Origin of the sequence: Streptomyces sp. NPDC058646, assembly GCF_042716875.1 — a bacterium.
Taxonomy (GTDB): Bacteria; Actinomycetota; Actinomycetes; order Streptomycetales; family Streptomycetaceae; genus Streptomyces.
In genome coordinates, this window is the sequence record NZ_JBHXRK010000001.1 from 307938 (window position 1) to 332779 (window position 24842).

The following is a 24842-nucleotide window of genomic DNA, read 5'->3' on the forward strand; positions in this document are numbered from 1 at the left end:
ATGGCCATGCCGCTGCGCCAGACCATCAGGGTCGGGACCTATCTTCTCGAACAGAAGCTCCGCAAGCGCGAGAAGTTCCCGCTGATCGTCGAGCTGGAACCGCTCTACGCGTGCAATCTGGCCTGTGAGGGGTGCGGGAAGATCCAGCACCCCGCCGGGGTCCTCAAGCAGCGCATGCCGGTCGCCCAAGCGGTCGGTGCCGTGCTGGAGTCCGGTGCGCCCATGGTGTCCATCGCGGGCGGCGAGCCCCTGATGCACCCGCAGATCCACGAGATCGTCCGGCAGCTGGTGGCGAAGCGGAAATACGTGTTCCTCTGCACCAACGCGTTGCTGCTGCGCAAGAAGATCGAGAAGTTCACCCCGTCCCCCTACTTCGCCTTCGCCGTGCACATCGACGGCCTGCGCGAGCGGCACGACGCGTCGGTGGCGAAGGAAGGCGTTTTCGACGAGGCGGTCGCGGCGATCAAGGAGGCGAAGAGGCGGGGCTTCCGGGTCACGACCAACTCCACCTTCTTCAACACCGACACACCCCAGACGATCATCGAGGTGCTCGACTACCTCAATGACGACCTCCAGGTGGACGAGATGATGATCTCGCCGGCCTACGCCTACGAGAAGGCTCCCGACCAGGAGCACTTCCTGGGGGTGGAGCAGACCCGTGACCTCTTCAAGAAGGCCTTCGCGGGCGGCAACAGGCGGCGCTGGAGGCTCAACCACTCGCCGCTCTTCCTGGACTTCCTCGAAGGCAAGGCCGATTTCCCCTGCACCGCCTGGGCCATTCCGAACTACTCCCTCTTCGGCTGGCAGCGTCCCTGCTACCTGATGAGCGACGGCTACGTGCCCACGTACCGCGAACTCGTCCACGACACCGACTGGAGCAAGTACGGCCGCGGAAAGGACCCGCGCTGCGCGAACTGCATGGCGCACTGCGGGTACGAGCCCACCGCCGTCCTCGCCACCATGGGGTCCCTCAAGGAGTCCCTGCGGGCGGCCCGGGAGACGATCGGCGGGAGCCGGGGACCCTCGCGGGGACCGGCATGACCGCCGCCGCGCAGGGCCCGGACGACGACGCACGGGACGGCCGCGGCCGGGGGAACGGCTTCGACCTGCGGGCCCTGCTGGCCCGGCGCGGCGGCGAGCGGTACGAGCTGCACGCCCGCCACCTCAACCCCCAACTGCCCCGGATGCTGCACACCATCGGCTTCGACAAGGTCTACGAGCGGGCCGAGGGAGCCCACTTCTGGGACGCCGAGGGCAACGACTACCTGGACATGCTGGCCGGGTTCGGGGTGATGGGCCTGGGGCGCCACCATCCGGTCGTACGCCGGGCCCTGCACGACGTCCTGGACGCCCGGCTCGCGGACCTCACCCGCTTCGACTGCCAGCCGCTGCCCGGGCTGCTGGCCGAGAAGCTGCTCTCGTACAGCCCGCACCTCGACCGCGTCTTCTTCGGCAACAGCGGCACCGAGGCCGTGGAGACCGCCCTGAAGTTCGCCCGGTACGCCACCGGGCGGCCGCGGGTCCTCTACTGCGACCACGCCTTCCACGGGCTGACCACGGGCTCGCTGTCGGTGAACGGGGAGGACGGCTTCCGGGAGGGCTTCGCCCCGCTGCTGCCGGACACGAAGATCGCGCTGGGGGACCTGGCCGCCCTGGAGCGGGAGCTGAAGCGCGGGGACGTCGCCGCCTTCGTCGTCGAACCGGTCCAGGGCAAGGGGGTGATCGAATCCCCGCCGGGCTTCCTCCTGGCCGCACAGGAGCTGCTGCACCGGCACAAGGCGCTGCTGATCGCGGACGAGGTGCAGACCGGACTCGGACGGACCGGTGACTTCTACGCGTACCAGAACGAACCGGGCGTGGAGCCCGACCTGGTGTGCGTGGCCAAGGCGCTGTCGGGCGGTTACGTGCCGGTCGGCGCGACCCTGGGCAAGGACTGGATCTTCCGGAAGGTCTACTCGTCCATGGACCGGGTGCTGGTGCACTCCGCCAGCTTCGGTTCCAACGCGCAGGCGATGGCAGCCGGGCTCGCCGTCCTCTCCGTGATGGAGGACGAGGAGCTCGTGGCGCACGCCCGGGCGACGGGCGACCTGCTGCGCGGGCGGCTCGCCGCCCTGGTCGGCGAGTACGAGCTGCTGCACGAGGTGCGGGGGCGCGGCCTGATGATCGGCATCGAGTTCGGCAGACCGTCCTCGCTGGGGCTGCGCAGCCGGTGGACCGTGCTCCAGGCGGCGCGCAAGGGACTGTTCGCGCAGATGGTCGTCGTCCCGCTGCTGCAGAAGCACCGGATTCTCACGCAGGTCTCCGGGGACCACCTGGAGGTGATCAAGCTGATCCCGCCGCTGGTCCTGGACGAGCAGGACGTCGACCGGTTCGTCGGCGCCTTCCGCGAGGTCATGGACGAGGCGCACGGCGGGTCGGGCCTGATGTGGGACTTCGGCCGGACCCTGGTGAAGCAGGCGGTCGCCAACCGCTGACCGCCGCTCCGTACGGACCGCGGCCCTCCACCCCGGTGCCGGGGAAGGGCCGCGGCCTGTGAGCGCGCGCACGGCCGGGTCCTCAGGGGGCGGTCAGCAGCCGGTCGCGGAGGCGGTCCAGGGTCGCGGGGGCGAGTCCGAGGCCGTCGGAGAGGTAGTGCCCGACCCCACCCCACCGCAGGTCGATGGTGTCGAAGGCGGCGGTCAGGTACTCCGCGCGCGCGTCGAACAGCGGGGCGAGCAGCTCCATCACCTCGGGGGAGTGGGCCGCGACCGGCTCGCCGCTGCGGCGCACCCGGTAGCGCCGGTGCGGGGCGTTCGACTCCAGGTAGTCCGCGACGATGGCGTCGCGTTCGACGCCGAGCGCGAGCAGCGTGACGGCGACCGACAGCCCGGCCCGGTCCTTGCCGGCCGCGCAGTGCATCAGGGCCGGGACGCTGTCCTCGGCGAGGGCGTGCACGACCCGGCTGTGCTCGGCGGTGCGGCGCTCGATGATGGTGCGGTACGACTGCGCCATGCGGGCCGCCGCCTTGCCGTCGCCGAGCGCCGAGCGGAGCTGGTCGAGGTCGCCGTCGCGGACCATCTTCCAGAACTCCCGGCCGTCGGCGGGGTCCGACAGCGGGATGTTCACGTTCCGCACGCCGGGCAGTGCGACGTCCGGACCCTCCAGGGCGTGATCGGCGTCGTTGCGGAAGTCGAAGATGGTGTGCAGGCCGAGCGAGACGAGGAACTGTGCATCGGTTTCGGTGGCATGTGCCAGATGTCCGCTTCGGAACAGTCGTCCCGTCCTGACCCATCGTCCGTCGGCGGTCGGGAGTCCGCCCACGTCACGGAAATTGCGCACTCCGGCCAGCTCCGGCTCCGGTGCCGGCTCCGGTCCGGGTCGCGTCGGCGGGGCCGGGGGTATCTGCTGGGTCACGGGTACTCCTCCGCATCGTCGTGGGTGTCCGAATTAGGCTACTTGGCGACAACTTGCCGTGTACGGAGGCCAGATCGGGCGCCTCCCCGTGAGCCAGATCATACGGTGACCGTGAGTGTCTGATCACGAATGCCGAATTGCCCGGCAGGGACGGTTGTTGGCGGTGGGGAATGGACACAGGGTGACCGGAATTCCGTCGATCCCTCACTCCTGTGAATCCGTCAGGAAATTCACAGCTTGTTCCGTGCGGCCCCGCTCGATTAGCTTCGCCCTCGATCCGGGTGGACCGCCGAATCCTGCCGCCGCCCGGAAACCGCACCCGACTATTCATGCGCGCGGCAGGAGCGGGGGAACCAGGTAAGCCGCTGTTCCGGATCTCTGAACCGGGACGGCTTGGGGTGAAGTCGTACATATGTGACCCATGTCCAACGGGTCCCGTGGGTACGGCCGGACATCTCCAGTCCGAACCCGACAGCTCACCTCGCAGGCGACGGAGAGGAATTCGTCATGCCCGCAAAGGGAAAGCACCGCCGCCCCAAGTCCGGTCCCATATCGCGTGGTTTCGCCGTGGCCGGCACCGGGGGCGCCGCCCTCGCACTGCCGCTGATGGGTGCCGCCGGCGCCCACGCCGCGCAGGCCCCGGCCGCCGCGACCGCCACCGCCACCGCCCCGGCGGTGCAGGCCGTGCAGGCGGCCGCGCAGGCCGCTCCGCAGGCAGCCCAGCTCCCGGCCGCTCCCCAGGCGGCACCGAGCGTGTACACGGTCGTGCCGGGCGACTACCTCTCCAAGATCGCTGCCGAGCGCCGGCTCACCGGCGGCTGGGAGCAGCTGTACGCCGACAACCGCGAGGCCGTCGGCGCCGACCCGTCGCTGATCCACCCGGGCCTGAAGCTCACGCTCGGCGGGCAGAGCGCCTCCGCCCCGGCCGAGGCCCCGGCCCGGTCCGCCGCCGAGGCGACCCCGGAGAAGAAGGCCGCTACGCAGCAGGCCGCCCCGCAGAAGTCCGCCCCGCAGAAGTCCTCCGGTTCCGCCTCCTCGGCGCCCAAGGCCAAGAAGCCCTCGGCCGACTCGGCCGCCCCGGCGAAGCAGCAGGGCTCCGGCTCCGCCGCGAAGGCTCCCGCGGGCGCCGGTTTCGTCGCCCCGGTCGCCGGCGGCGTCTCCACCCAGTACAAGGTCTCCGGCAGCATGTGGTCCTCCGGCTACCACACCGGCGTCGACTTCATCGCCCGCTCCGGCACCAGCGTCAAGGCCGTCGGTGCGGGCACCGTGGTCTCGGCCGGCTGGAGCGGTTCGTACGGCAACGAGGTCGTCATCCGGCACGCGGACGGCAAGTACTCCCAGTACGCGCACCTGTCCTCGCTCTCCGTCTCCTCCGGCCAGAGCGTCACCGCCGGACAGCAGATCGGCCTGTCGGGCTCCACCGGCAACTCGACCGGCCCGCACCTGCACTTCGAGATCCGCACGAGCCCGTCGTACGGCTCGGACATGGACCCGATCGCCTACCTCCGCTCGAAGGGCGCGAGCCTCTGACGGCACCCGCCGCCGGAAGAAGGACACACGTGAGGCCGGGACCCGAGGGGGGTCCCGGCCTCACGTGTACTTGTTCCTTGTCCACCAGGTGGTACAGATCACGGTCCGTCAACCCCTGCTTACGTTGGCGTAGGTCGCCCACGGCGGTGAAGGATGGTGTCCCGTGGCAGCGACGACGACGAAACTCAAGACCATCGGCTCGTACGCGGCGATCGGGGACAGCTTTACCGAGGGCGTCGGGGACCCTGGACCAGGGGGCTCCTATCTCGGCTGGGCGGACCGGTTCGCCGTGCTCCTGGCCGATCAGCGCGACGAGCACGACTTCCGGTACGCGAACCTGGCCGTGCGCGGCCGGCTCCTCGACCAGATCGTGGCCGAACAGGTGCCGCGGGCCAAGGCCCTCGCACCGGACCTCGTGACCTTCTGCGCCGGGGGCAACGACATCATCCGGCCCGGCAGCGATCCCGACGACGTGGCGGAGCGGTTCGAGGCGGCCGTGGCCGACCTCGCCGCATCCGTCGGACAGGTCATGATCACGACCGGCTTCGACACCCGGGGCGTGCCGGTCCTCAGACACCTCCGCGGCAAGGTGGCGACGTACAGCGCACACGTGCGCGCCATCGCCGACCGCTACGGCTGCCCGGTCCTCGACCTCTGGTCGCTCAGATCCGTGCAGGACCGCCGGGCCTGGGACGCCGACCGGCTCCACCTCTCGCCCGAGGGACACACCCGGGTCGCCCTGCGCGCCGCGCAGGTGCTCGGCCTGGAGGTGCCGGCCGACCCGGACCAGCCGTGGCCGCCGCAGCAGCCGCGCGGATCGGTGGACGTGACCCGGGACAACATCCAGTGGGCGCGCGAGCACCTGGTGCCGTGGATCGGCCGCCGGCTGCGCGGGGAGTCCTCCGGGGACCACGTGGAGGCGAAGCGGCCGGACCTGATGCCCCTGTAGGCACGGGCCGCACCGCGGGGACGAGGTCGCGCACGGAGGGGTGCGCGGCCGGAAAAGGCGGGCGGACGGCCGAAAATGCGTGTGTACGGGGGCCGGAAGCGGAATCCTTGGGGGCGGGTGTGCGTTGGGATGGTCGTAGACCCCTACGACCACGCAGAACCCCCTTCCTCCCAGGAGGCGCCTTGACCGGCTCCCGTCCCCTGCGTCCACGGCTGCGCGCGCTGCGGCCCGAAGCCTTCGGCGCGGACCCGTCCGGCGCCCGGTTGGAGCGGATCCGCCGCTCGCCGAACTTCGCCGACGGCGTCTTCCAGAATCCGGTCGGCGCCCGGACCAGGCCCTCCGGGTCGATGAAGGAGTTCGCCAAGATCTATTTCCACAAGGAGCAGCGGCTCCGGCGAAGCCCCGGGGCCCCGATCCCGGTGCACCCGACGACCTTGGCCGATCTGGCGAAGCCGCCGGTCAGCGGGTTGCGGCTGACGTGGATGGGGCACTCCAGCGTGCTCGCGGAGATCGACGGGCGGCGGGTGCTGTTCGACCCCGTGTGGGGCGAGCGGTGCTCCCCCTTCCCCTTCGTCGGCCCCAAGCGGCTGCACGCCGTGCCCGTACCGCTGGCCGCCCTGGGGAAGGTCGACGTGGTGGTCATCTCGCACGACCACTACGACCACCTCGACCTGCCGACCATCAAGGAGCTGGCCGGTACGGACACCGTCTTCGCCGTCCCCCTCGGCGTCGGCGCGCACCTGGAACGCTGGGGGGTCCCGGCCGGCCGGCTGCGCGAGCTCGACTGGAACGAGAGCACCGAGATCGCGGGACTCTCGCTCACCGCGACCCCCGCCCGCCACTTCTGCGGCCGCGGCCTGCGCAACCAGCAGCACACCCTCTGGGCCTCCTGGGTCGTCGCGGGGGACGAGCACCGCATCTACCACAGCGGGGACACCGGCTACTTCCCCGGCTTCGCGGAGATCGGCGCCGAGCACGGCCCCTTCGACGCCACGATGATCCAGATCGGGGCCTACTCGGAGTACTGGCCCGACATCCACATGACGCCCGAGGAGGGCATGCGCGCCCACCTCGACCTCCAGGGCGGTACCCCGCACGGCACGATGCTGCCCATCCACTGGGGCACCTTCAACCTGGCCCCGCACCCGTGGGACGAGCCCGGCGAGGGCACGCTCTCCGCGGCCGGGGGAGCGGGGGCCGCCGTCGCCCTGCCGATTCCGGGCCAGCCCTTCGAGCCCGGCACCACGGGTGTCCCGGCGGTGCCGTGGTGGCGCCCGTTCGTGGCCGCGGGCCCGGTGCGGCCCGAGTCCGCGCCCGCCGCCTCCCCCCGGCCGGCCGTCAGCGGCCGGCCCGCCGCCGCGACCCGCGAGGAATCCGAGGCGGTCGGCTCGTAACCGCACCCGCCCCGACCGGCCCGCCCCCGCGCACGCATCGGGGCGGGCCGGCGGGCGCAGGGGCACCCTGCGGTGGGCGGGGCGGCCGGGCCGGTCGGGCTCGGGGCGGCCGGCGGAACACCGGGAATCCGTGATGCCCCGGAGCCGCCGGGGGGCGACCGGCGGATTCGGGCTGTCGTGCGAGCGCTCCACCGGGAGCGGTAAGCACCCCCCTGAACTTCCCCAACTGGCAGTCCCGGGCGGGAGCATGCGGTCTAGCGTGGGTATCCGGTGATCAACACCGGGCCCCGGGAACTACTGGGGGCCGGGCCCCACGTACCGAGGACGCCCATGTCCGGACTCCGAGCCGCCCGCCACTCCCCGTCGAGACACGCCGTCACCGGTCCGGGGCGGCAGTTACGCCCCCAACTGCTCCGTGCCGCCCTGCTCCCCACACTCGCCGCGGGCCTCAGCGGCGCCGCCGCGGTGATCTTCACCCTGCAGCTCGGCGGGGGAGCCGGCGACCGCGACCCCCGGCTGTGGCCGGTGCTCACCGGTTGCGCGCTGCTCGTCGCCGGCGCGCTCGCCGCCGCCCTGCTCGGGGCGCAGCGCTCCGCCAAGGCCGTCCAGGACCGGTGCGAGGCCCTGCGCCGGTCCAGCGTGCGCGGCCGCCAGGAGCTGCGGACCGCCGCCGAGCGGCTCGGGCGGGGCGAGGTCCCGCCCCGCCCGGTGCGCGGCGGGCCGAGCGCGCCGCCGGTCGGAGCCGACCCGGCCGGGGTGGACGAGTTCTGGCTGCTCTCGCAGGAGCTGCGCGGCGCCCGGGAACAGGCGCACGCCACCCTCGTACGGCTGGCCGGCCCGGCCACGCCGTCCGACAGCGAACGGAAGGTCGAGGTCTTCGTCAACCTCGCGCGGCGCCTGCAGTCCCTGGTGCACCGGGAGATCTCGCTGCTCGACGAACTGGAAGACTCGGTCGAGGACCCGGACCTGCTCCGGGAACTCTTCCACGTCGACCACCTCGCGACCCGGATCCGCCGGCACGCGGAGAACCTGGCCGTGCTCGGCGGCGCGGCCTCCCGCCGCCAGTGGACCCGGCCCATCGACCTGAGCGAGGTGCTCCGCTCCTCGGTCGCGGAGGTGGAGCAGTACACCCGGGTCAAGGTGGTGCCCCCCTCGGGAGGCAGCGTCCGCGGCCACGCGGTCGCCGACGTGGTGCACCTGCTGGCCGAACTGGTCGAGAACGCCACGGTGTTCTCCGCCCCGGACACCGACGTCGTGCTGCGCGCGGAGCGGGTCACCGCCGGGATCGCGGTCGAGGTCGAGGACCGGGGGCTGGGCATGCCCGCGGAGGAACAGCACCGGATGAACGCCCTGCTCGGCGACCCCGACCAGATCAGCGTCCGGCACCTGCTGGCGGACGGCCGCATCGGCCTGTTCGTCGTCTCGGCGCTGGCCCGCCGGCACGGGATCGCCGTCGAGCTCAAGTCGAACATCTACGGCGGGGTGCTGGCCGTACTGGTGCTGCCGCAGGAGCTGCTGGGCGCGGAGGCGCCGGGCGCCGCCGATGCGGCGGGCTCGCGCGCCACCTCCTGGGGGACCGGGGAGGGGGCGGGGGCGCCGCCGCTGGAGCCCGTACGCGTGACGCTGCCCCGGCAGGAGGCCCCGCCCCCCTGGACCTCCACCGCCGCCTCCCCGGAGCCTGCGGCTGCGCCTCCGGCGGGTGTGCGCCGGGCCGGGGGCCGGGCCGAGAACCCGGTCGGGGCCGGGCCCGGGCCCGGCGGCGACCCGCGTACGGAGAGCTGGGCGCAGGACCGGCTCGGGGGCCTGCCCTCGCCCCGGCCGGGAGAACGGTCCGGTCCGGATGCCGGGTCGGGCGGGCAGCAGCGGAACGGGGCTCCGGAACCGGCCCCGCCGCCCGTACGGACCTCCGCTCCGGCCGGGGACGCGGACCCCGCCACGGCACGGCTCCGCAGCGAGAAGCAGCGCCGGGCCCCGGCACCGGCCCGCACCGGGCCCCCGCACCCGTACGGCGCCCACGCCCCGGCCCCGCCGCCCACGCAGGAGCCGACCCCGGCACAGGCCCCGGCCGGAGCCCAGGCGGACGACCCTGCCGGGGCCCGGGCACAGGAGTCCAGGGCGTCGTCGGCCGCGGCACACGGCCAGGCCTGGCCCCGCACACAGGCTCCGACCTCGGCTCCGGCGCAGGATCCGCCCTGGGCGGAGGCATCTGCCCAGGCGCCGGCCGCGGCCCCGGTCCAGGCCCGGGACGCGGCCTGGGCCCCGGCACGGGTGCCGTCCCAGACGGCGGCCCCGGGGGCAGCGCAGGACCGGGGCCGGGCTCCGGCACGCGGCCGGGCCTCGGCTCCGGCGCCGCTGTCTCCGGCGGAGGACACGGCGCAGGGCCCGGTGACCGACCCGTTCCAGGGGTCGGGCCCGGGTGCGCCGCAGGTGCACGATCCGGCCTGGGGTCAGGCGGATGGCCCGGGCTGGGGCGACCTCCGGGCGCAGGAGCCGTCCGGGGCGGCGGCCTCGACCCCGGCAGACGGCCAGGCCTGGGTCCAGGCACAGCAGACGGCCCCGGCGCCGGTGTCGGACACGGCCCCGGCCCTGGCGTCGGACACGGCCCCGGCCCCCGCGCAGGGCCCGGTGCCCCTGTCGGCGCAGGACCCGGTCCGGGGTGGGCCGCAGGTGCAGGGTTCGGCATGGGGTCGGGCCGAGGCGGCGTCCCGGGCACAGGGCTCGGCGCTGGAGCCGCCCCCGGCCGGGCCGCCGGCGGAGGACCGGCCGGCGTTGCCGCGGCGGCGGGCCCAGGAGCACCTCGCGCCGCAGCTGCGCGAGGCCCCCGCGCCCCGGCGGGTCGACGGCGCCGAGCAGCCCCTGCACGACCCGGGTCTGATGGCCGCCTTCCAACGGGGCTTCGGCCGCGCGCAGTCGGAGCACCGGACATGAACCCCACCCCCCACCTCAGCAAGGAGCGCACCCCCATGGGCGGCGAAGTGGCGACGAAGACCGGCAGTCGGCTCTCGGACCTCGACTGGCTGCTCAGCGGCCTGGTGCAACGCGTGCCCTACACGCGCAGTGCCGTCCTGCTCACCGCCGACGGACTGGTGACCTGCGTCCACGGCCTGGACGCCGACAGCGCGGACCACATGGCGGCACTGGCCTCGGGCCTGTACTCGCTGGGACGCAGCGCGGGATCCCGGTTCGCCGACGGGGCCGAGGTCCGCCAGGTGGTGGTCGAACTCGACAGTGCCCTCGTCTTCGTCTCGGCGGCCGGCTCCGGGACCTGCCTGGCGGTCCTCGCCGACCGCGAGGCGGATGCCGGGGTGCTCGGCTACGAGATGGCGATGTTGGTCAAGAGCGTGCGCCCGTACCTGGCGGCCCCGCCGCGGCGCCCCGTCGCCGGCCCGGAGCAGTGAGGGCCCGGGCGAGGGGGGCCTGCGCGAAGGGACGGGACACGCCGTGGCTCGACGACTCGGCGGGCCGGGTCATGCGTCCGTACACGGCCAGCGGGGGGCGGACCCGCCCGGGCGTGGCGCTCGACCTGCTGTCGCTGGTGACCGCGACCGGAGTACGGCCGCGCGGCCCGCTCGGCGCGGAACACGCCCTCGCGCTGCGACTCTGCGCCGGCGCGGCGGCGGTCACGGTCGCCGAAGTGGCCGGGCAGCTGCGGCTCCCGGCGGGTGTGGTGAAGGTGCTGCTGTCCGACCTGATGGAACACGGGGCCGTCATGGCGCAGTCGCCGCGGTACCCGGGCGGTGGATCCTTCGCCGCCGACGACCGGTCCCTGCTCCTGGCGGTGCTCGATGGCCTGCGTAGACGACTGTGACGTACCGGCCCCCGCGACCCTGAAGATCCTGGTCGCGGGCGGCTTCGGCGCGGGCAAGACCACCTTCGTGGGCGCGGTGAGCGAGATCGAGCCGCTCAGCACGGAGGAGCTGCTGAGCGGCTTCGGCGAGGCCACGGACCCGCTGGAAGGGGTCGGGCAGAAGACCACGACGACCGTGGCCCTGGACTTCGGCCGGATCACCCTGGACGAGCGGCACGTGCTCTACCTCTTCGGCACGCCCGGGCAGCAGCGCTTCTGGTTCCTGTGGGAGGAGATGTGCAGCGGCGCACTCGGGGCGGTGGTGCTCGCCGACACCCGCCGCCTCGCCGACTGCTTCCCGGCCGTCGACTTCTTCGAGCGGCGCGGGATCGCCTTCATCGTCGCCGTCAACGAATTCGACGACGGTCACCGCTACGCGCCCGAGGAGGTGCGCGAGGCGGTGGGGCTCGGGCCGGACGTGCCGGTCGTACGGTGCGACGCGCGCCTGCCGAGCTCCGGGACCGGGGCGCTGGCCGCCCTCGTCCGGCACCTCCTGTGCCTGTCCACAACAAGATCGACACCTGCACTGTCTTCGGAGTCGGGGGAACCGTCATGACGTACTACGAATCGACCGGACACCTGCTGCTCACACCGGTGGACCGGGAAGCGCCCGCACGGGTCGTGCGGCTGCGCCAACTGGGTCTGGGGGAGCGGACGGACGCGGAGCTGGACGCCTTCGCCCGGCGGGTCTGCGAGGCGCTGGAGGCGCCGTACGCGGGGGTCAACTTCATCGGCGAGGAACGGCAGTTCTTCGCCGGCCTGCACCATGCCCCGCAGGCCCCGGCGAGCGGCTACCCCGCCCGGGTGCTGGCCCGGGACCACGGCTACTGCCCGCACGTGGTGGTGCGGCGGCGGGCGCTGGTGCTGGAGGACGTACGCGACTTCGCCCGCTTCGCCGGCAACGCGGTGGTGGACGAGAGCGGGGTGCGGTCCTACGTGGGCGCCCCGCTGACGGACCGGCAGGGCGTCGTCCTCGGCACGGTGTGCGCGGTGGACGTGGTGCCGAGGCGCTGGGGGACGGAGGGCCTGGCCACGGTCAAGGCCCTGGCGGCGGATCTGGTGGCGCTGCTGCACGCGAGGGAGGACCGGCGGCCCTGAGCGCCGCGGGCGGCGGTCGTCGGTAGGGGACCACGGGAGGCCGGAGAGGAGCCACGGGGATGGTCACGACCGCGCAGGACGTCCGTACGATCGCACTGTCGCTGCCGGACAGCAGTGAGAAGCCCGCCTGGGGCATGCCGGCCTTCCGGGTGGGCGGCAAGATCTTCGCCGCGCTGGCGGACGACGACACCTCGATCGGGGTCAAGTGCCCCCAGGAGGACCGGGCCGAGCTGATCGCGGCGGAGCCGGAGAAGTTCTTCGTCCGTGCGGGGCACGACGACAACTACGCGTGGCTGCGGGTGCGGCTGGCGGCGGTGCAGGACGCGGAGGAGCTGCGCTCGATCCTGACCGACTCCTGGCTGCAGGCGGCCCCGAAACGGCTGTCCGCCGCCCATCCGGAGCTGGGCGGCGGCGGCACGGACCGAGGCGGCACGGCCAGGGGGTGAGCCGCCGCCGGTCACCGTGCCGTGCACCCACCAGGAGACCTCCGGTTCACCGGAGGCAGGGCTCCCTCGGGGCGGATCGGGGCGGGGCCGGAAAGCCGCGCGCGACCACCCCGCGAAGTGCGGTATTGTTCTCCTGCGCGTTCAACCAGGGGAAACCCCAGGTCAACGGGTATCGGGACGTGGCGCAGCTTGGTAGCGCACTTGACTGGGGGTCAAGGGGTCGCAGGTTCAAATCCTGTCGTCCCGACTGTGCGGAAACGCAGGTCGGAGGCCGTTCTCTCATCCATGAGAGGGCGGCCTTTTTCGTCTGTCCGCCCCTGGAACGCCGCGGGGTCCGGGTCCGGGGGAGCCGCTCGTGCGCGGACCGGTGACGCGGCCGTGGCCGGCGCAGCGGACCGGACGCACCCGGGATCGAGGACCGTAGCTGTCCGCAAGTGCGCCGGCGCGTTGCCCGGGAGCCGGACAGACTGCCGGGTCCGGCGTATGCGTCCGGATCCGGACGTTCCCAGCCCGGCGGACAGCGGCGGACGTGCCTGACGTGCATCGTGATCACCTCCTGTTACTTCACGTGCATCCGTTGGAGGATGATCCTCATGGCGAACAGCGCCACCCCCGAGCCCGTCCACCGCACCGTCGAGGGCCCCGCGGGCCGGATCCATCTGGTCGAGCAGGGCGCCGGCCCGCTGGTTTTGCTGGTGCACGGCTTCCCGGAGTCCTGGTACTCCTGGCGTCACCAGCTCCCGGTGCTGGCCGCGGCCGGCTACCGGGCCGTGGCGATCGACGTACGCGGCTACGGGCGCTCCTCCAAGCCCGCCGACGTGTCCGGCTACCGGATCGGTGACCTGGTCGCCGACAACGTCGCCGTGGTCGAGGCCCTCGGTGAGGAGCAGGCCGTGATCGTGGGCCACGACTGGGGCTCGGTCATCGCCGCGAACTCCGCGCTGCTCGCCCCGGACACCTTCCGCGCCGTCGCCCTGATGTCCGTCCCCTACGCACCGGCGGGCGGACCCAGGCCGACCGAGGTGTTCGCGCGCATGGCGCCTCCCGGGCACGAGTTCTACGTGTCCTACTTCCAGCAGCCCGGCCGCGTCGAGGCGGAGATCGAACCCGACGTCCGGGGCTGGCTGCGCGGCTTCTACGCCTCCATGTCCGCCGACACCATGGCGGGCCCGGCCGAGCCCCCGGCAGTGCTGGTCCCGGCCGGCCACCGGATGCGCGAGCGCTTCCCCGAGGCGCACCCCGCATGGCTGTCCGACGCCGACCTCGACGTGTACGCGGGCGAGTTCGAGCGCAGCGGCCTGGTCGGCGCGCTGAACCGGTACCGCAACTTCGACCAGGACTGGGAGGACCTCCAGCCGCACGCGGGGGCCCCGATCACCCAGCCGTCCCTGTTCATCGGCGGCGCCCTCGACGGCAGCGTCATCATGCAGGGCGAGGTCATCGAGGCGTTCGAGCACACCATGCCGAACCTCCACGCCACCCACATCCTGGACGGAGCCGGCCACTGGCTCCAGCAGGAACGCCCCGAGGAGGTCGGCGAGCTGCTGACCGCATGGCTCGCGGCCGTGGACGGCTGACCCTCTCCGCTGCTCCCGGCGGCGCGGACGCCGCTGCCGTCCGGGGCCGCGGCCACTTCCGGACCGGTGGCCTGACGCCGGGGTCGCCGAAGTGGACGCGTCCTCCCCGCGGATCGCCTCCGCCGCATCAGCGGCTGCTGGGCCCCACGCCACGACTGGATCACGGCAGCGCCCGTACGGTCGGGCTGCCACCGTCCCGCCGGGCGGGGCGCGCATGCGCGACCTCGCGCCTCGCACCCACCCTCCCCGAGGGGGCGGCGCCGGCCTGTTCGAGGAGCCCGAGGCCACCGGGCAGGCCGGCGAAGGGCGTTGGCGCCCCCACCCCCGGCTCCGGAACCCCCGCCCGCTCCTCCGGTGGCCCCTGAGCCCGGGGCCCGGCGGGGCGGGCAGCCGGGGAGGCGGAGTCGGGGCCGGATCGCCCGGCGGGTACGGTTCGCGCAGGGACGTGTCCACCAGGCGTACGACGGGCGCCGACGCGACCGCGGTCGACACCCCCTAGGATGCGTCCGGCACCGCGAGGAACCGGGCCGACGCCGCGTTTCCGCGACCATGCCGTCGACGTCGCGGCCGAAAGCACGGGACTCGTGGTCCACCCGGCCGAGAACGCCGGCTGAGCCGTTCGCCGTACCCCCGGCACCTGCAGGAAAGCCCCACCGTGAACACCATCAGAACCCTCTGTTTCGTCATCGCCGCGCTCTCGTCGTACGCCGCGCTCGCCTACCGGCTGTGCCAGGGACGGCGCAGCTGGAAGGACGGCGCCTACCGCACGCTGATCACGACCCTGCTGTTCCAGTGCCTCACCTTCACGATGGGCGCCGTCGCCATGGACTGCGCGAGCCTCTTCGGCGTGGGCAACCTCGCCATCCTCGTCATGCACATGGCGGCGGTCACCTTCTGCATCAGCGCCCAGCTCATCCTTCTGCAATGGGCGGCCACCGGTGAGGAGGCGGTACGCAAGACCCGCTACTGGCTGGTCGCCGGCGTCGCCCTCAACGCGCTCCTCGCGGGCCTCTTCTTCCTCTCCGGCGGTCCCGGCCGGGAACCGCTGGACTTCGACGGCAGCGGCGATCCGCTGCTCCTCGCCTACCTCCTGGCCTTCATCGCCTCCCAGGCGATCCCCTGCGTCACCATCTTCCGCCAGTGCGGCCCGTACCTGCGGATGACCGACAACTCCTCGCTGCGGCAAGGCCTGCACATGCTGTCCGTCGCGGCGGTGATCCTCTTCGTCTACCAACTGGTCAGGACGGCCAACGTCCTGGCCATCGCGGCCGGACTCGGCATCGGGCCGTGGAAGGAGGCATTCGCCTCCGTCCTCAACATGCTGGGCATCATCGCGCTCTCGCTCAGCCTGACCGTGTCCTTCTGGGGCCCGGCGACGGCCCGGCTGCTGGAGTGGACGCGGACCTACCGGTCCTACCGGGCCCTCTACCCGCTCTGGCGGGACCTGTACGAGGCCTCCCCGGGCATCGCCCTGGAGCCGCCCGGCACCTCGGTCTCCGACCTGGACTACCGGCTCCACCGCCGGGTCGTCGAAATACGGGACGGATGGCGGGAACTGCGCCCGTACATCGAACGCACCACCGGGGACGGCAGCGGCGGCGGGCCGGGCGGGGACGGGAGCGCGGAGGTCCGGCAGGCCTTCATCGAAGCGGCCCAGATCAAAGAGGCCCTGCACGCGAAACGCACCGGCACCGTCCCCCAGGACAGCAAGGACGTCGGCGACTTCGACGACCGCGACACCGGCAACTTCACCGCGGAGGTCGCCTGGCTCACGAAGGTCGCGGCCGCCTACACCCGGCTCGGCAGCGCGACCTGACCACCCCGGCCGGGTCACATCCGCGCGGACCCGGCGCGGACCCGGCGCGGTTCAGGCACGCGCCAGGAGGAGGCCGCCCATCGTGACCATGGTGGCGGCCACCAGCCCGTCGAGGACCCGCCAGGCGGAGGGCCGGGAGAGGAGGCCGCTGAGCAGGCGGGCCCCGTACCCGAGGGTGGTGAACCAGGTCAGGCTGGCCAGGACGGCGCCGGTGCCGAAGGCCCAGCGCAGGTCCCCGCGGCCGGCGGCGAGCGAGCCGACGAGCAGGACGGTGTCCAGGTAGACGTGCGGGTTGAGCCAGGTCATCGCCAGGCAGGTCAGTACCGCCCGGCGGCCCGACGCGGCCGAGGCCCCCGCGGTGGTCAGGCCGGCGCCGGGGGTGGGGCGGAGCACCCGGCGGGCCGCGAGGACCCCGTAGCCGACGAGGAAGGCGCCCCCGGCGAGACCGACCACGGTGAGGGCGGCCGGCCAGGCGGTGACGAAGGCGCCGACCCCGGCGACGCCGAGCACGATCAGGAGGGCGTCGGAGACGGCGCAGATGGCCACGACGGCGAGGACCGCATGGCGGCGGGCGCCCTGGCGCAGGACGAAGGCGTTCTGCGCGCCGATGGCGACGATGAGGGAGAGTCCGGTGCCGAAACCGGCGAGGGCCGCGGTGGTGATGCCGTGTGTCATGGCACCGACGCTATGGAGCATCGATGGTTCAGTACAGCTAAAGATTTTTACGTACCATTAGCGCTCATGATGGATGAGCTTCCTCTGGACCAGGTGCGGACGCTGTTGGCCGTGGTCGACGAAGGCACCTTCGACGCCGCTGCCGCCGCCCTGCACGTGACGCCCTCGGCCGTCAGCCAGCGCGTCAAGGCCCTGGAGCAGCGGACCGGGCGGGTGCTGCTGATGCGCACCAAGCCGGTGCGGGCCACGGAGTCCGGGCAGGTGGTGATCCGCTTCGCCCGGCAGCTGGCCCGCCTGGAGCGCGACGCGCGCGCCGAGCTGGGGATGGCCCACGGGATGGGGCCGGTACGCCTGCCGATCGCGGTGAACGCGGATTCCCTCGCCACCTGGTTCCTGCCGGCGCTGTCCCGGGTGCCGCAGGATCCTCCGGTCTGCTTCGAGCTGCACCGCGAGGACGAGTCGCACACGACGGCCCTGCTGCGCGAGGGCCAGGTGATGGCGGCGGTGACCTCCTCGCCGGACCCGGTGGCGGGGTGCACCGTACGGCGGCTCGGGCTGGCGCGGTACCTGCCGGTGGCCAGTCCGGCCTTCGCGGCCCGGCACCTGACGGGGGAGCTGGAGCGGGACCTGCAGGAGGCGCCGACGGTCGTGTTCGACCGGAAGGACGAACTCCATGACGCGTTCGTACGGGAGCTGGCGGGGCGGCCCTCCGCCGGCGCCGGCCCGGTGCGGCACCACATGCCGACCTCGGAGGGCTTCCGCGACGCGGTGGTCGCCGGACTGGGGTGGGGGCTGGTACCGGAACCGCAGGCGAGCCCGCTGCTGCGGGCGGGGCAGCTGCTGCTGCTGGCCCCGCGGCGGCCGATGGACGTGCCGCTGTACTGGCAGCAGTGGAAGCTGGACTCGCCCGTACTGTCCGCGGTGGCGGACGTGATCGCGGAGGCGGCCGCGGAGGCACTGCTCTGACGCCCGGCGGGCGGGACCGGCCGCGCGGGCGGGGCCGGGCGCGCGGGCGGGGCCGGGCGCGCCGCCGGCTGCGGCCGCGCACCCTAAGCTGCGGGCATGGAGTCCTACACGATCGGCCAGGCGGCGCGGCTGCTCGGTGTGAGCGTCGACACCGCCCGGCGGTGGGCGGACGCGGAACGCTTCCCCACCCGCCGGGAGGGCACGCGGCGGATGGTGGACGGGCCGGACCTGGCCGCGTTCTGCGTGGAGGTCGCGCAGGAGGGCGGGGACGGCGAGCAGGCCCCGTACACCTCCGCCCGCAACGCCTTCCCCGGGATCGTCACCGGCGTGAAGCTCGGTACCGTCGACGCGCAGGTGGAGATCCAGGCGGGAGCGCACCGGATCGTGTCGCTGCTGACCCGGGAGGCCGTGGAGGAACTCGGCCTCGAAGTGGGTGCGCGCGCCACCGCCCGGGTCAAGTCGACCAGCGTGTTCATCGACAGGGCCTGACGCAGGCCCGTCCGTGCGGCGCGGCGCTGCGGCGGGGCGGCCCCCGGGACGGTGGCAGACTTGCCGGTGATCCGCCGAAGGGGAGTACGCCGTTGTCCATGTTCAGCAGCCTGCGCCGGGTCGTGCGCCGCGGCTACCGCCGGGCCGTCGACCTCAGCCATCCCGCGCGCTCCCCGCTGGGCAGCGCGGTGGTCAACTGCGTGGTCTACCAGGACGGCGTGCGGCAGGACGGCTGCGCCGAGGCCGAGCAGGCCCTCCACCGGGTCCGCAAGACGGGTCACGGCTTCGTCTGGATCGGGCTGCACGAGCCCTCGCAGCAGGAGCTGGCCGGGCTCGCCGAGCTGTTCGGCCTGCACCCCCTCGCGGTCGAGGACGCCGTGCACGCGCACCAGCGCCCCAAGGTGGAGCGCTACGACGACATACTGTTCTCCGTCTTCAAGACCGTGCGCTACGTCGAGCACGAGGAGCTGACCGCGACCAGCGAGGTCGTGGAGACCGGCGAGCTGATGGCCTTCACCGGCGAGGACTTCGTGATCACCATCCGCCACGGCGGCCGCGGCACCCTCGGCCCGGTCCGCGAGGCGCTGGAGGCCGCGCCGGAGCAGCTGGCCGCGGGTCCGGCGGTGGTCCTGCACGCCATCGCCGACCACGTGGTCGACGACTACGTGGCGGTCACGGACGCGGTGCAGAACGACATGGACGCGGTGGAGACCGCGGTGTTCAGCGAGCACGGCGGCCGCGGCGACGCCGGCCGGATCTACCAGCTCAAGCGGGAACTCCTCGAACTGCGCCGGGCGGTGGCCCCGCTGGACCGTCCCCTCCAGCAGCTGGCCACGCAGCCGATACCGGTCGTCCCGCCGGAGTGCCGGGCGTACTTCCGGAACGTGGCCGACCACCTGACGCGGGCCACCGAGCAGATCGGCGCCTACGACAACCTCCTCGACTCGATCCTGCAGGCCCACCTCGCGCAGGTGACCGTCGCCCAGAACGAGGACATGCGGAAGATCACGGCATGGGCGGCCATCGTCGCCGTGCCGACGATGGTCTGCGGGGTCTACGGCATGAACTTCGAGCACATGCCGGAACTGCACTGGACCTACGGGTACCCGGCCGTCGTCGGTGTCATGGTGGTCGCCTGCCTGGTCATCCACCGCGGCTTCCGCCGCAACGGCTGGCTCTGACCGCCGCAACCCCGGCCCGAACCGCGGCCCCGCCGCCGGTGCGCGCCGCCGCCGGCGGACACGTCGGCGGCGGCGCCCACGCCGTTCCGGGACCTGCCCGGGTGACGCGCGTCTCGCGGCGCATGTGGCAGGGGGCTGTCCAGACCGGCCCGGTCAGGAGATATCTTGATGTCGAGCAATGTTGCAGACGAGAGACGCAGACTGTGGAGCGGAGCATCCGGTGACTGACTCGACCATCATCTACACGCACACTGACGAGGCCCCGGCCCTCGCGACGTATTCGTTCCTGCCTGTGATCCAGGCCTACGCGTCGACGGCCGGTGTGAATGTCGAGACCCGTGACATCTCCCTGGCCGGTCGGATCATCGCCAGCTTCCCCGAGCACCTCGAGGAGAGCCAGCGGATCGACGACGCCCTCGCCGAGCTGGGCGAGCTGGCGAAGACCCCGGAAGCCAACATCATCAAGCTTCCGAACATCTCGGCCTCGATCCCGCAGCTCAAGGCCGCGATCGCCGAGCTCCAGGGCCAGGGCTACGCCCTCCCGGACTACCCGGACGACCCGAAGACCGACGAGGAGCGCGAGGCCCGCGCCCGCTACGACAAGGTCAAGGGCAGCGCCGTCAACCCGGTCCTGCGCGAGGGCAACTCCGACCGCCGCGCCCCCGGCTCGGTCAAGAACTACGCCAAGGCCCACCCGCACCGCATGGGCGCCTGGACCTCCGAGTCGAAGACGAACGTCGCCACCATGGGCGAGAACGACTTCCGCTCCACCGAGAAGTCCGCGGTGATCGCCGAGGCCGGTACCCTGCGCATCGAGCACGTCGACGCCGACGGCGCCACCACCGTCCTGCGCGAGTCCGTACCGGTGCTCGCCGGTGAGGTCGTGGACGCGTCCGTGCTGCACGTCGACGCGCTGCGCACCTTCCTGAACGACCAGATCGAGCGTGCCAAGGCCGAGGGCGTGCTGTTCTCCGTGCACCTCAAGGCCACGATGATGAAGGTCTCCGACCCGATCGTCTTCGGCCACGTGGTCCGCGCCTTCCTCCCGAAGACCTTCGCCCGCTACGGCGCCACCCTCGCGGCCGCCGGCCTGTCGCCCAACGACGGCCTCGGCGCGATCCTGAACGGCCTGGGCGCCCTGCCCGAGGGCGACGCGATCAAGGCCTCCGTCGACGCCGAGATCGCCGAGGGCCCGGCCCTCGCGATGGTCGACTCCGACAAGGGCATCACCAACCTGCACGTGCCGTCCGACGTCATCGTCGACGCCTCCATGCCGGCCATGATCCGCACCTCCGGCCACATGTGGGGCCCGGACGGCGCCGAGGCCGACACCCTCGCCGTCCTCCCGGACAGCAGCTACGCGGGCGTCTACCAGGTCGTCATCGACGACTGCCGTGCCCACGGCGCCTTCGACCCGTCCACCATGGGCTCGGTCCCGAACGTCGGCCTCATGGCGCAGAAGGCCGAGGAGTACGGCAGCCACGACAAGACCTTCGAGATCGCGACCGCGGGCACCGTCCGCCTCGTCGACGCCGCGGGCACCACGGTCCTGGAGCAGGAGGTCGCCGCCGGCGACATCTTCCGCGCCTGCCAGACCAAGGACGCCCCGATCCAGGACTGGGTCAAGCTGGCCGTCACCCGCGCCCGCGCCACCGGCGTCCCGGCCGTCTTCTGGCTCGACGAGGACCGCGCGCACGACGCGCAGCTGATCGCCAAGGTCAAGACGTACCTCGCCGACCACGACACCGAGGGTCTGACCATCAAGATCCTCTCCCCGGTCGAGGCCACCGCCTACTCCCTGGAGCGGATCCGCCGCGGCGAGGACACCATCTCGGTGACCGGCAACGTGCTGCGCGACTACCTGACCGACCTCTTCCCCATCCTGGAGCTGGGCACCAGCGCCAAGATGCTGTCGGTCGTCCCGCTGATGAACGGCGGCGGCCTCTTCGAGACGGGCGCCGGCGGCTCCGCGCCGAAGCACGTCCAGCAGCTGGTGAAGGAGGACTACCTGCGCTGGGACTCGCTCGGCGAGTTCCTCGCGCTGGCCGTCTCCTTCGAGCACCTCGCCGTCACCACCGGCAACGCCAGCGCCCAGGTGCTGGCCGACACCCTGGACCGCGCGACCGGCACCTTCCTCAACGAGGACAAGTCGCCCAGCCGCAAGCTCGGCGGCATCGACAACCGCGGCAGCCACTTCTACCTCGCCCTGTACTGGGCGCAGGAGCTGTCCCGCCAGACCGACGACCCGAAGCTGGCGGCCGCCTTCGACCCGCTGGCCAAGTCGCTGGCCGAGTCCGAGCAGAAGATCGTCGCCGAGCTGATCGCGGTCCAGGGCTCCCCGGTCGACATCGGCGGCTACTACCAGCCCGACGCCGCCAAGGCCGCGGCGGTCATGCGCCCGTCCGCGACCTTCAACCAGGCGATCGCGACCCTGGGCTGAGCCCTGCGCCCCGTTCCGCCGTCGCGTGCCACCCCCAGGTGACGCGCCCGTGACGTGCTCCGCCCCGGCCGGCCAGGTGCCCGGCCGGGGCGGAGCCGTATCCGGCGGGTCAGAGGCGGTGGATCCGTTCCTGTTCGAAGGCCAGCGGCGACCGGCCGGCGGCGAGGATCCGCAGCCCGGGGGCCACGGCGAGCAGCTTCCCCAGCCAGACCCGGGCGTCCGGGCCGAGCTGGTCGGTGCCGTCCAGGACGAGCAGCATGTCCCGTTCGGCCAGCCACGAGGCGGCGTTCGCCGTCCCGCACGGCAGCGGGCGCACGCCCGGTAAGCAGCCGAGCTGCGCCGTCAGTTCGCGGACCCCGTAGACGCCGAGGACGGGATCCATGGCGACGACGGCCGACCCGTCGTAGAAGTTGGACGAGAGCCGCCGGGCGATCTCCCGGACGAGCAGGCTCCGCGGTTCTCGGAACCCTCCCGTCACGGTCAGCACCCGCCCCCGCCGGACGGCGGTGAGCAACCGGGACAGCTCCGCGGACGAAGCGGGCAGTGATCCGGTCGACCCCGAATCCCTCATCGGCACGATGCCCCCCATTGCATACGTGACCAAGCGCGGCGACAGGGATCGTTCGGGCCGCGTGACGACGATTATGCGCCAACTGGGCCCGAGGGCCAGGGGAATGACGTATTCCGGAGGGGAGCCGGGGCAGGGGGGCCACCGGCGGGCCGTACGGGGGCTGCCGAGGGGCCCGGCATGCCCGCTGTCGTGCCCGCGCCCGTGCCCGTTCCCTTGCCGGTCGGCGCCGTGCCCGCCGTGCCGGTGGCCCACCGGACCGCGCAGGTCCCGTCCCGTACCGGGCCGCGGCCGCCGGCCGGTGCGCGGGGTGGCCTATTCCAAGGAGCTCGCCGCCACCCGGCTGGTCCCGGTGGCCGTGCAGGACCTGACCGCCGAAGCCATCCCCTGCGGGGAGCTGCGGGCGAGGCCCTCACACGCCTACCGGGGCGGCAGTTTCCCGTACCTGCTGATGGCCGCCGACCGCGTCTGAACCGAACCCCTCCGGTCGGCGTAGGTGCCGTGGTCCCGCTGACGTACGTGTCCGGCCCCGACTCCTGGGAACGGTTGTCCGGCAGCCGGTAATGGGCTCTACTGCTGTGCAGCCCCCACTCGGGGCATATTCCGGGGAGGGACCAGGATGACAGCGGACCGGCGAGCGGACCGGCGAGCGGAGCCGGGCACGGACGGGCGCACGGACCGGCGCGCCGGGCGACGGACGGCCGGCCGGCGGGCCGCCCGTCCCTCACACCGCCGCCGCCCGGGCTTCCGGGGCCGCCGGACCCTGCTGGCGACGGCGATCTCGGTCTTCCTCCTCGTCGGTGTCTGCGCGGCCACCGGAATCGCCTGGGACCCCTTCGGCGGGGCCTCCGCACAGGCCGGTCCGCCCCCCGGCGCCGACGCGCCCCTGCTCCCCGGCCCCACCGCCGAGGCCTCGCCCGCACCCTCCGGCCCGGTCACCCCGCAGCCGTCGCAGAGCCCGCAGCCCCCCGGAGGCGCGGCCGACGGCGGCTCCGAGGGCGCGGGGGAGCCCGCGGCCGAGCGCCCCACCGGAGCCCTGCCCTTCGACATGCCCCAGCCCGCCGCCCTGCGCTCCGGGGAAGCGGGCCGGAAGCTGGTGTTCGCCCACTACTTCACCCCGTACCCGCTGTCCCTCGACAACGTGGGCGCGGAGGCCGACTACTACACCCGCAACTACCTGAACCCGGACGGTGAAAGCGGCAAGCACGAGAAGTACGGCGGCCTGCTGCGCGACCGGCCGCTGCCCGTCCCGCCCAAGAGCGGCAACTGGGAGCTGGCCAACCTTCAGCAGGAGGTGCGCACCGCCCGGGCGGCGGGCATCGACGGGTTCACCCTCGACATGCTCTCCCTCTCCGGGAAGAACTGGGAGCGCTCCACCCTCCTGATGGAGGCCGCCCGTTCGGTGGACCCGGCCTTCAAGATCATGCTGATGCCCGACATGACCTCGCTGAAGACCGACGACCCGGGCGTCCTCGCCGACGCAGTCGCCGCACTCGGGAAGTCGCCCGCCGCGCACCGGCTCGCCGACGGCCGGCTCGTCGTCTCCCCCTTCAAGGCGGAGGCGAAGAGCGTGGCCTGGTGGACCGGGGTCATGGACGCCCTCACGTCCCGCCACGGCATCCGCACCGCCTTCGTCCCGCTCTTCCTCGACTTCCACGCCAACAGCACGGACTTCGCCCAGATCAGCTACGGCTTCTCCGAATGGGGCAGCCGCAGCTACGTGGGCCAGGACAGCGCCGCGCGCGACATCCGGCGGGCGCACGGCATGGGCAAGATCTGGATGCAGCCCGTGTCCGTCCAGGACGTCCGCCCCAACCAGGGCATCTACGACGAGGCGGGCAACACCGCGACCCTGCGGTCGACGTGGAAGCACGCCATCGACGACGGCGCCGACTGGGTACAGCTCACCACCTGGAACGACTACTCCGAGAGCACCCAGTTCGCCCCCTCCCTCCACAACGGCTACGCCTACCTGGACCTGACCTCCTACTACCTGACGAGGTTCAAGACGGGCAGCTGGCCGAAGATCGTCCGGGACACGCTCTACCTCACGGCGCGCACCCAGTTCGCGGCGGCCGACCCGACCGGGGACCAGTCGCTGGTGATGTCGCTGCGCAAGGGCAGCGCCGCGCCCCGGGACACGGTGGAGGTGCTCAGCTTCCTCGCCGCGCCGGGTGTCGTCCGTACGACGGTGGGCTCCGTGAAGGCATCCCACGACGCCCCCGCAGGCCTCCACGCCGAACTGCTGCCGCTGAAGGCGGGCACCAGCTCGGCGCAGGTGGTGCGCGACGGCAGGACCAAGGCGCAGGTGGAGCTGCCCTATCCGGTGGACCACAAGGTCGAGGTGCAGGACCTCCAGTACTACGCGGCCACGAGCGGGCGGGAGGCGCCGGCCGCGCGGTGAGCGTGCCGCGGCCGTCGTCCCGTGCCGAGCCGTGCACCAGCGCCCCCCGGCCTCGTACCTCGTGTCGGA

General features: G+C 73.1%; 22 protein-coding genes, 1 tRNA gene and 1 riboswitch. Of the genes, 20 read left to right on the forward strand and 3 right to left on the reverse strand.

From position 1 onward, the window contains the following. Both hpnH and ACFWUZ_RS01385 read left to right on the forward strand, forming a co-directional pair. Nucleotides 1–1041 (forward strand): adenosyl-hopene transferase HpnH, encoded by a 1041-nt coding sequence (gene hpnH / locus ACFWUZ_RS01380; RefSeq protein WP_384365146.1) that lies wholly within the window; start codon nucleotides 1–3, stop codon nucleotides 1039–1041. Continuing rightward, nucleotides 1038–2474, forward strand: a complete 1437-nt coding sequence (locus tag ACFWUZ_RS01385; protein ID WP_384365149.1) for an aspartate aminotransferase family protein — start codon at nucleotides 1038–1040, stop codon at nucleotides 2472–2474. The genes hpnH and ACFWUZ_RS01385 overlap by 4 nt, the downstream gene beginning before the upstream one ends. Nucleotides 2475–2556: 82 nt before the next feature. Here the strand turns inward: ACFWUZ_RS01385 and ACFWUZ_RS01390 are convergent, their stop codons facing one another. Then, nucleotides 2557–3393 carry a tyrosine-protein phosphatase gene (locus ACFWUZ_RS01390; RefSeq protein ID WP_384365152.1) on the reverse strand — a complete coding sequence of 279 codons (837 nt, stop codon included), beginning with the start codon at nucleotides 3391–3393 and terminating at the stop codon, nucleotides 2557–2559. Nucleotides 3394–3703: 310 nt separating this feature from the next. Further along, a riboswitch (cyclic di-AMP (ydaO/yuaA leader) is annotated at nucleotides 3704–3896 on the forward strand. A gap of 4 nt (nucleotides 3897–3900) precedes the next feature. Here ACFWUZ_RS01390 and ACFWUZ_RS01395 point away from each other — a divergent pair. The 12 genes from ACFWUZ_RS01395 (at nucleotide 3901) to ACFWUZ_RS01450 (ending at nucleotide 16050) form a co-directional block, all read left to right on the forward strand. After that, a complete protein-coding gene (locus tag ACFWUZ_RS01395) occupies nucleotides 3901–4923 on the forward strand; it encodes a peptidoglycan DD-metalloendopeptidase family protein (protein ID WP_384365155.1) in 1023 nt (340 codons plus the stop codon). A 163-nt stretch (nucleotides 4924–5086) separates the two neighbouring features. After that, nucleotides 5087–5872 carry an SGNH/GDSL hydrolase family protein gene (locus ACFWUZ_RS01400; RefSeq protein WP_384365158.1) on the forward strand — a complete coding sequence of 262 codons (786 nt, stop codon included), beginning with the start codon at nucleotides 5087–5089 and terminating at the stop codon, nucleotides 5870–5872. A 182-nt stretch (nucleotides 5873–6054) separates the two neighbouring features. Next, nucleotides 6055–7266, forward strand: a complete 1212-nt coding sequence (locus ACFWUZ_RS01405; RefSeq protein ID WP_384365161.1) for an MBL fold metallo-hydrolase — start codon at nucleotides 6055–6057, stop codon at nucleotides 7264–7266. Nucleotides 7267–7596: 330 nt separating this feature from the next. Continuing rightward, on the forward strand, nucleotides 7597–10194 hold the full coding sequence (locus ACFWUZ_RS01410; protein ID WP_384365164.1) for an ATP-binding protein: 2598 nt from the start codon (nucleotides 7597–7599) through the stop codon (nucleotides 10192–10194). 35 nt (nucleotides 10195–10229) lie between these two features. Further along, nucleotides 10230–10664 (forward strand): roadblock/LC7 domain-containing protein, encoded by a 435-nt coding sequence (locus ACFWUZ_RS01415; protein ID WP_384366265.1) that lies wholly within the window; start codon nucleotides 10230–10232, stop codon nucleotides 10662–10664. Nucleotides 10665–10735: 71 nt separating this feature from the next. Then, entirely contained in the window at nucleotides 10736–11074 is a 339-nt protein-coding gene (locus tag ACFWUZ_RS01420; protein ID WP_384365167.1) for a DUF742 domain-containing protein, read from the forward strand. Further along, entirely contained in the window at nucleotides 11052–11669 is a 618-nt protein-coding gene (locus tag ACFWUZ_RS01425) for an ATP/GTP-binding protein (RefSeq protein ID WP_384365170.1), read from the forward strand. Before ACFWUZ_RS01420 ends, ACFWUZ_RS01425 begins: the two co-directional genes overlap by 23 nt. Next, complete coding sequence (locus tag ACFWUZ_RS01430; RefSeq protein ID WP_384365173.1) at nucleotides 11666–12211, forward strand: GAF domain-containing protein; 546 nt, start codon at nucleotides 11666–11668, stop codon at nucleotides 12209–12211. The genes ACFWUZ_RS01425 and ACFWUZ_RS01430 overlap by 4 nt, the downstream gene beginning before the upstream one ends. A gap of 59 nt (nucleotides 12212–12270) precedes the next feature. Beyond that, nucleotides 12271–12657 (forward strand): MmcQ/YjbR family DNA-binding protein, encoded by a 387-nt coding sequence (locus ACFWUZ_RS01435; RefSeq protein ID WP_384365176.1) that lies wholly within the window; start codon nucleotides 12271–12273, stop codon nucleotides 12655–12657. Between the two features lie 173 nt (nucleotides 12658–12830). Next, nucleotides 12831–12904 (forward strand) — tRNA-Pro (locus ACFWUZ_RS01440). 346 nt (nucleotides 12905–13250) lie between these two features. Further along, on the forward strand, nucleotides 13251–14234 hold the full coding sequence (locus ACFWUZ_RS01445; protein ID WP_384365179.1) for an alpha/beta fold hydrolase: 984 nt from the start codon (nucleotides 13251–13253) through the stop codon (nucleotides 14232–14234). Between the two features lie 655 nt (nucleotides 14235–14889). Beyond that, nucleotides 14890–16050 (forward strand): MAB_1171c family putative transporter, encoded by a 1161-nt coding sequence (locus ACFWUZ_RS01450; RefSeq protein WP_384365182.1) that lies wholly within the window; start codon nucleotides 14890–14892, stop codon nucleotides 16048–16050. A 51-nt stretch (nucleotides 16051–16101) separates the two neighbouring features. On the opposite strand, the gene ACFWUZ_RS01455 is transcribed toward ACFWUZ_RS01450, so the two are convergent. Then, nucleotides 16102–16725, reverse strand: coding sequence for a LysE/ArgO family amino acid transporter (locus ACFWUZ_RS01455; protein WP_384365185.1), 624 nt, complete (start codon nucleotides 16723–16725; stop codon nucleotides 16102–16104). Nucleotides 16726–16794: 69 nt separating this feature from the next. On the opposite strand from ACFWUZ_RS01455, the gene ACFWUZ_RS01460 reads away from it, so the two are divergent. From ACFWUZ_RS01460 to ACFWUZ_RS01475, 4 genes are all read left to right on the forward strand, one after another. After that, on the forward strand, nucleotides 16795–17691 hold the full coding sequence (locus tag ACFWUZ_RS01460) for a LysR family transcriptional regulator ArgP (RefSeq protein ID WP_384366268.1): 897 nt from the start codon (nucleotides 16795–16797) through the stop codon (nucleotides 17689–17691). A gap of 96 nt (nucleotides 17692–17787) precedes the next feature. Continuing rightward, a complete protein-coding gene (locus ACFWUZ_RS01465; protein ID WP_384365188.1) occupies nucleotides 17788–18180 on the forward strand; it encodes a molybdopterin-binding protein in 393 nt (130 codons plus the stop codon). 98 nt (nucleotides 18181–18278) lie between these two features. Then, entirely contained in the window at nucleotides 18279–19361 is a 1083-nt protein-coding gene (corA, locus tag ACFWUZ_RS01470) for a magnesium/cobalt transporter CorA (RefSeq protein ID WP_384365191.1), read from the forward strand. Between the two features lie 220 nt (nucleotides 19362–19581). Then, on the forward strand, nucleotides 19582–21801 hold the full coding sequence (locus ACFWUZ_RS01475) for an NADP-dependent isocitrate dehydrogenase (RefSeq protein ID WP_384365194.1): 2220 nt from the start codon (nucleotides 19582–19584) through the stop codon (nucleotides 21799–21801). A gap of 109 nt (nucleotides 21802–21910) precedes the next feature. On the opposite strand, the gene ACFWUZ_RS01480 is transcribed toward ACFWUZ_RS01475, so the two are convergent. Then, nucleotides 21911–22372 (reverse strand): hypothetical protein, encoded by a 462-nt coding sequence (locus tag ACFWUZ_RS01480; protein WP_384365197.1) that lies wholly within the window; start codon nucleotides 22370–22372, stop codon nucleotides 21911–21913. Between the two features lie 307 nt (nucleotides 22373–22679). Here ACFWUZ_RS01480 and ACFWUZ_RS01485 point away from each other — a divergent pair, with 307 nt between their 5' ends. After that, a complete protein-coding gene (locus tag ACFWUZ_RS01485) occupies nucleotides 22680–22841 on the forward strand; it encodes a hypothetical protein (RefSeq protein WP_384365200.1) in 162 nt (53 codons plus the stop codon). 147 nt (nucleotides 22842–22988) lie between these two features. Next, nucleotides 22989–24773 carry a glycoside hydrolase family 71 protein gene (locus ACFWUZ_RS01490; RefSeq protein WP_384365203.1) on the forward strand — a complete coding sequence of 595 codons (1785 nt, stop codon included), beginning with the start codon at nucleotides 22989–22991 and terminating at the stop codon, nucleotides 24771–24773. Nucleotides 24774–24842 lie beyond the last annotated feature (69 nt).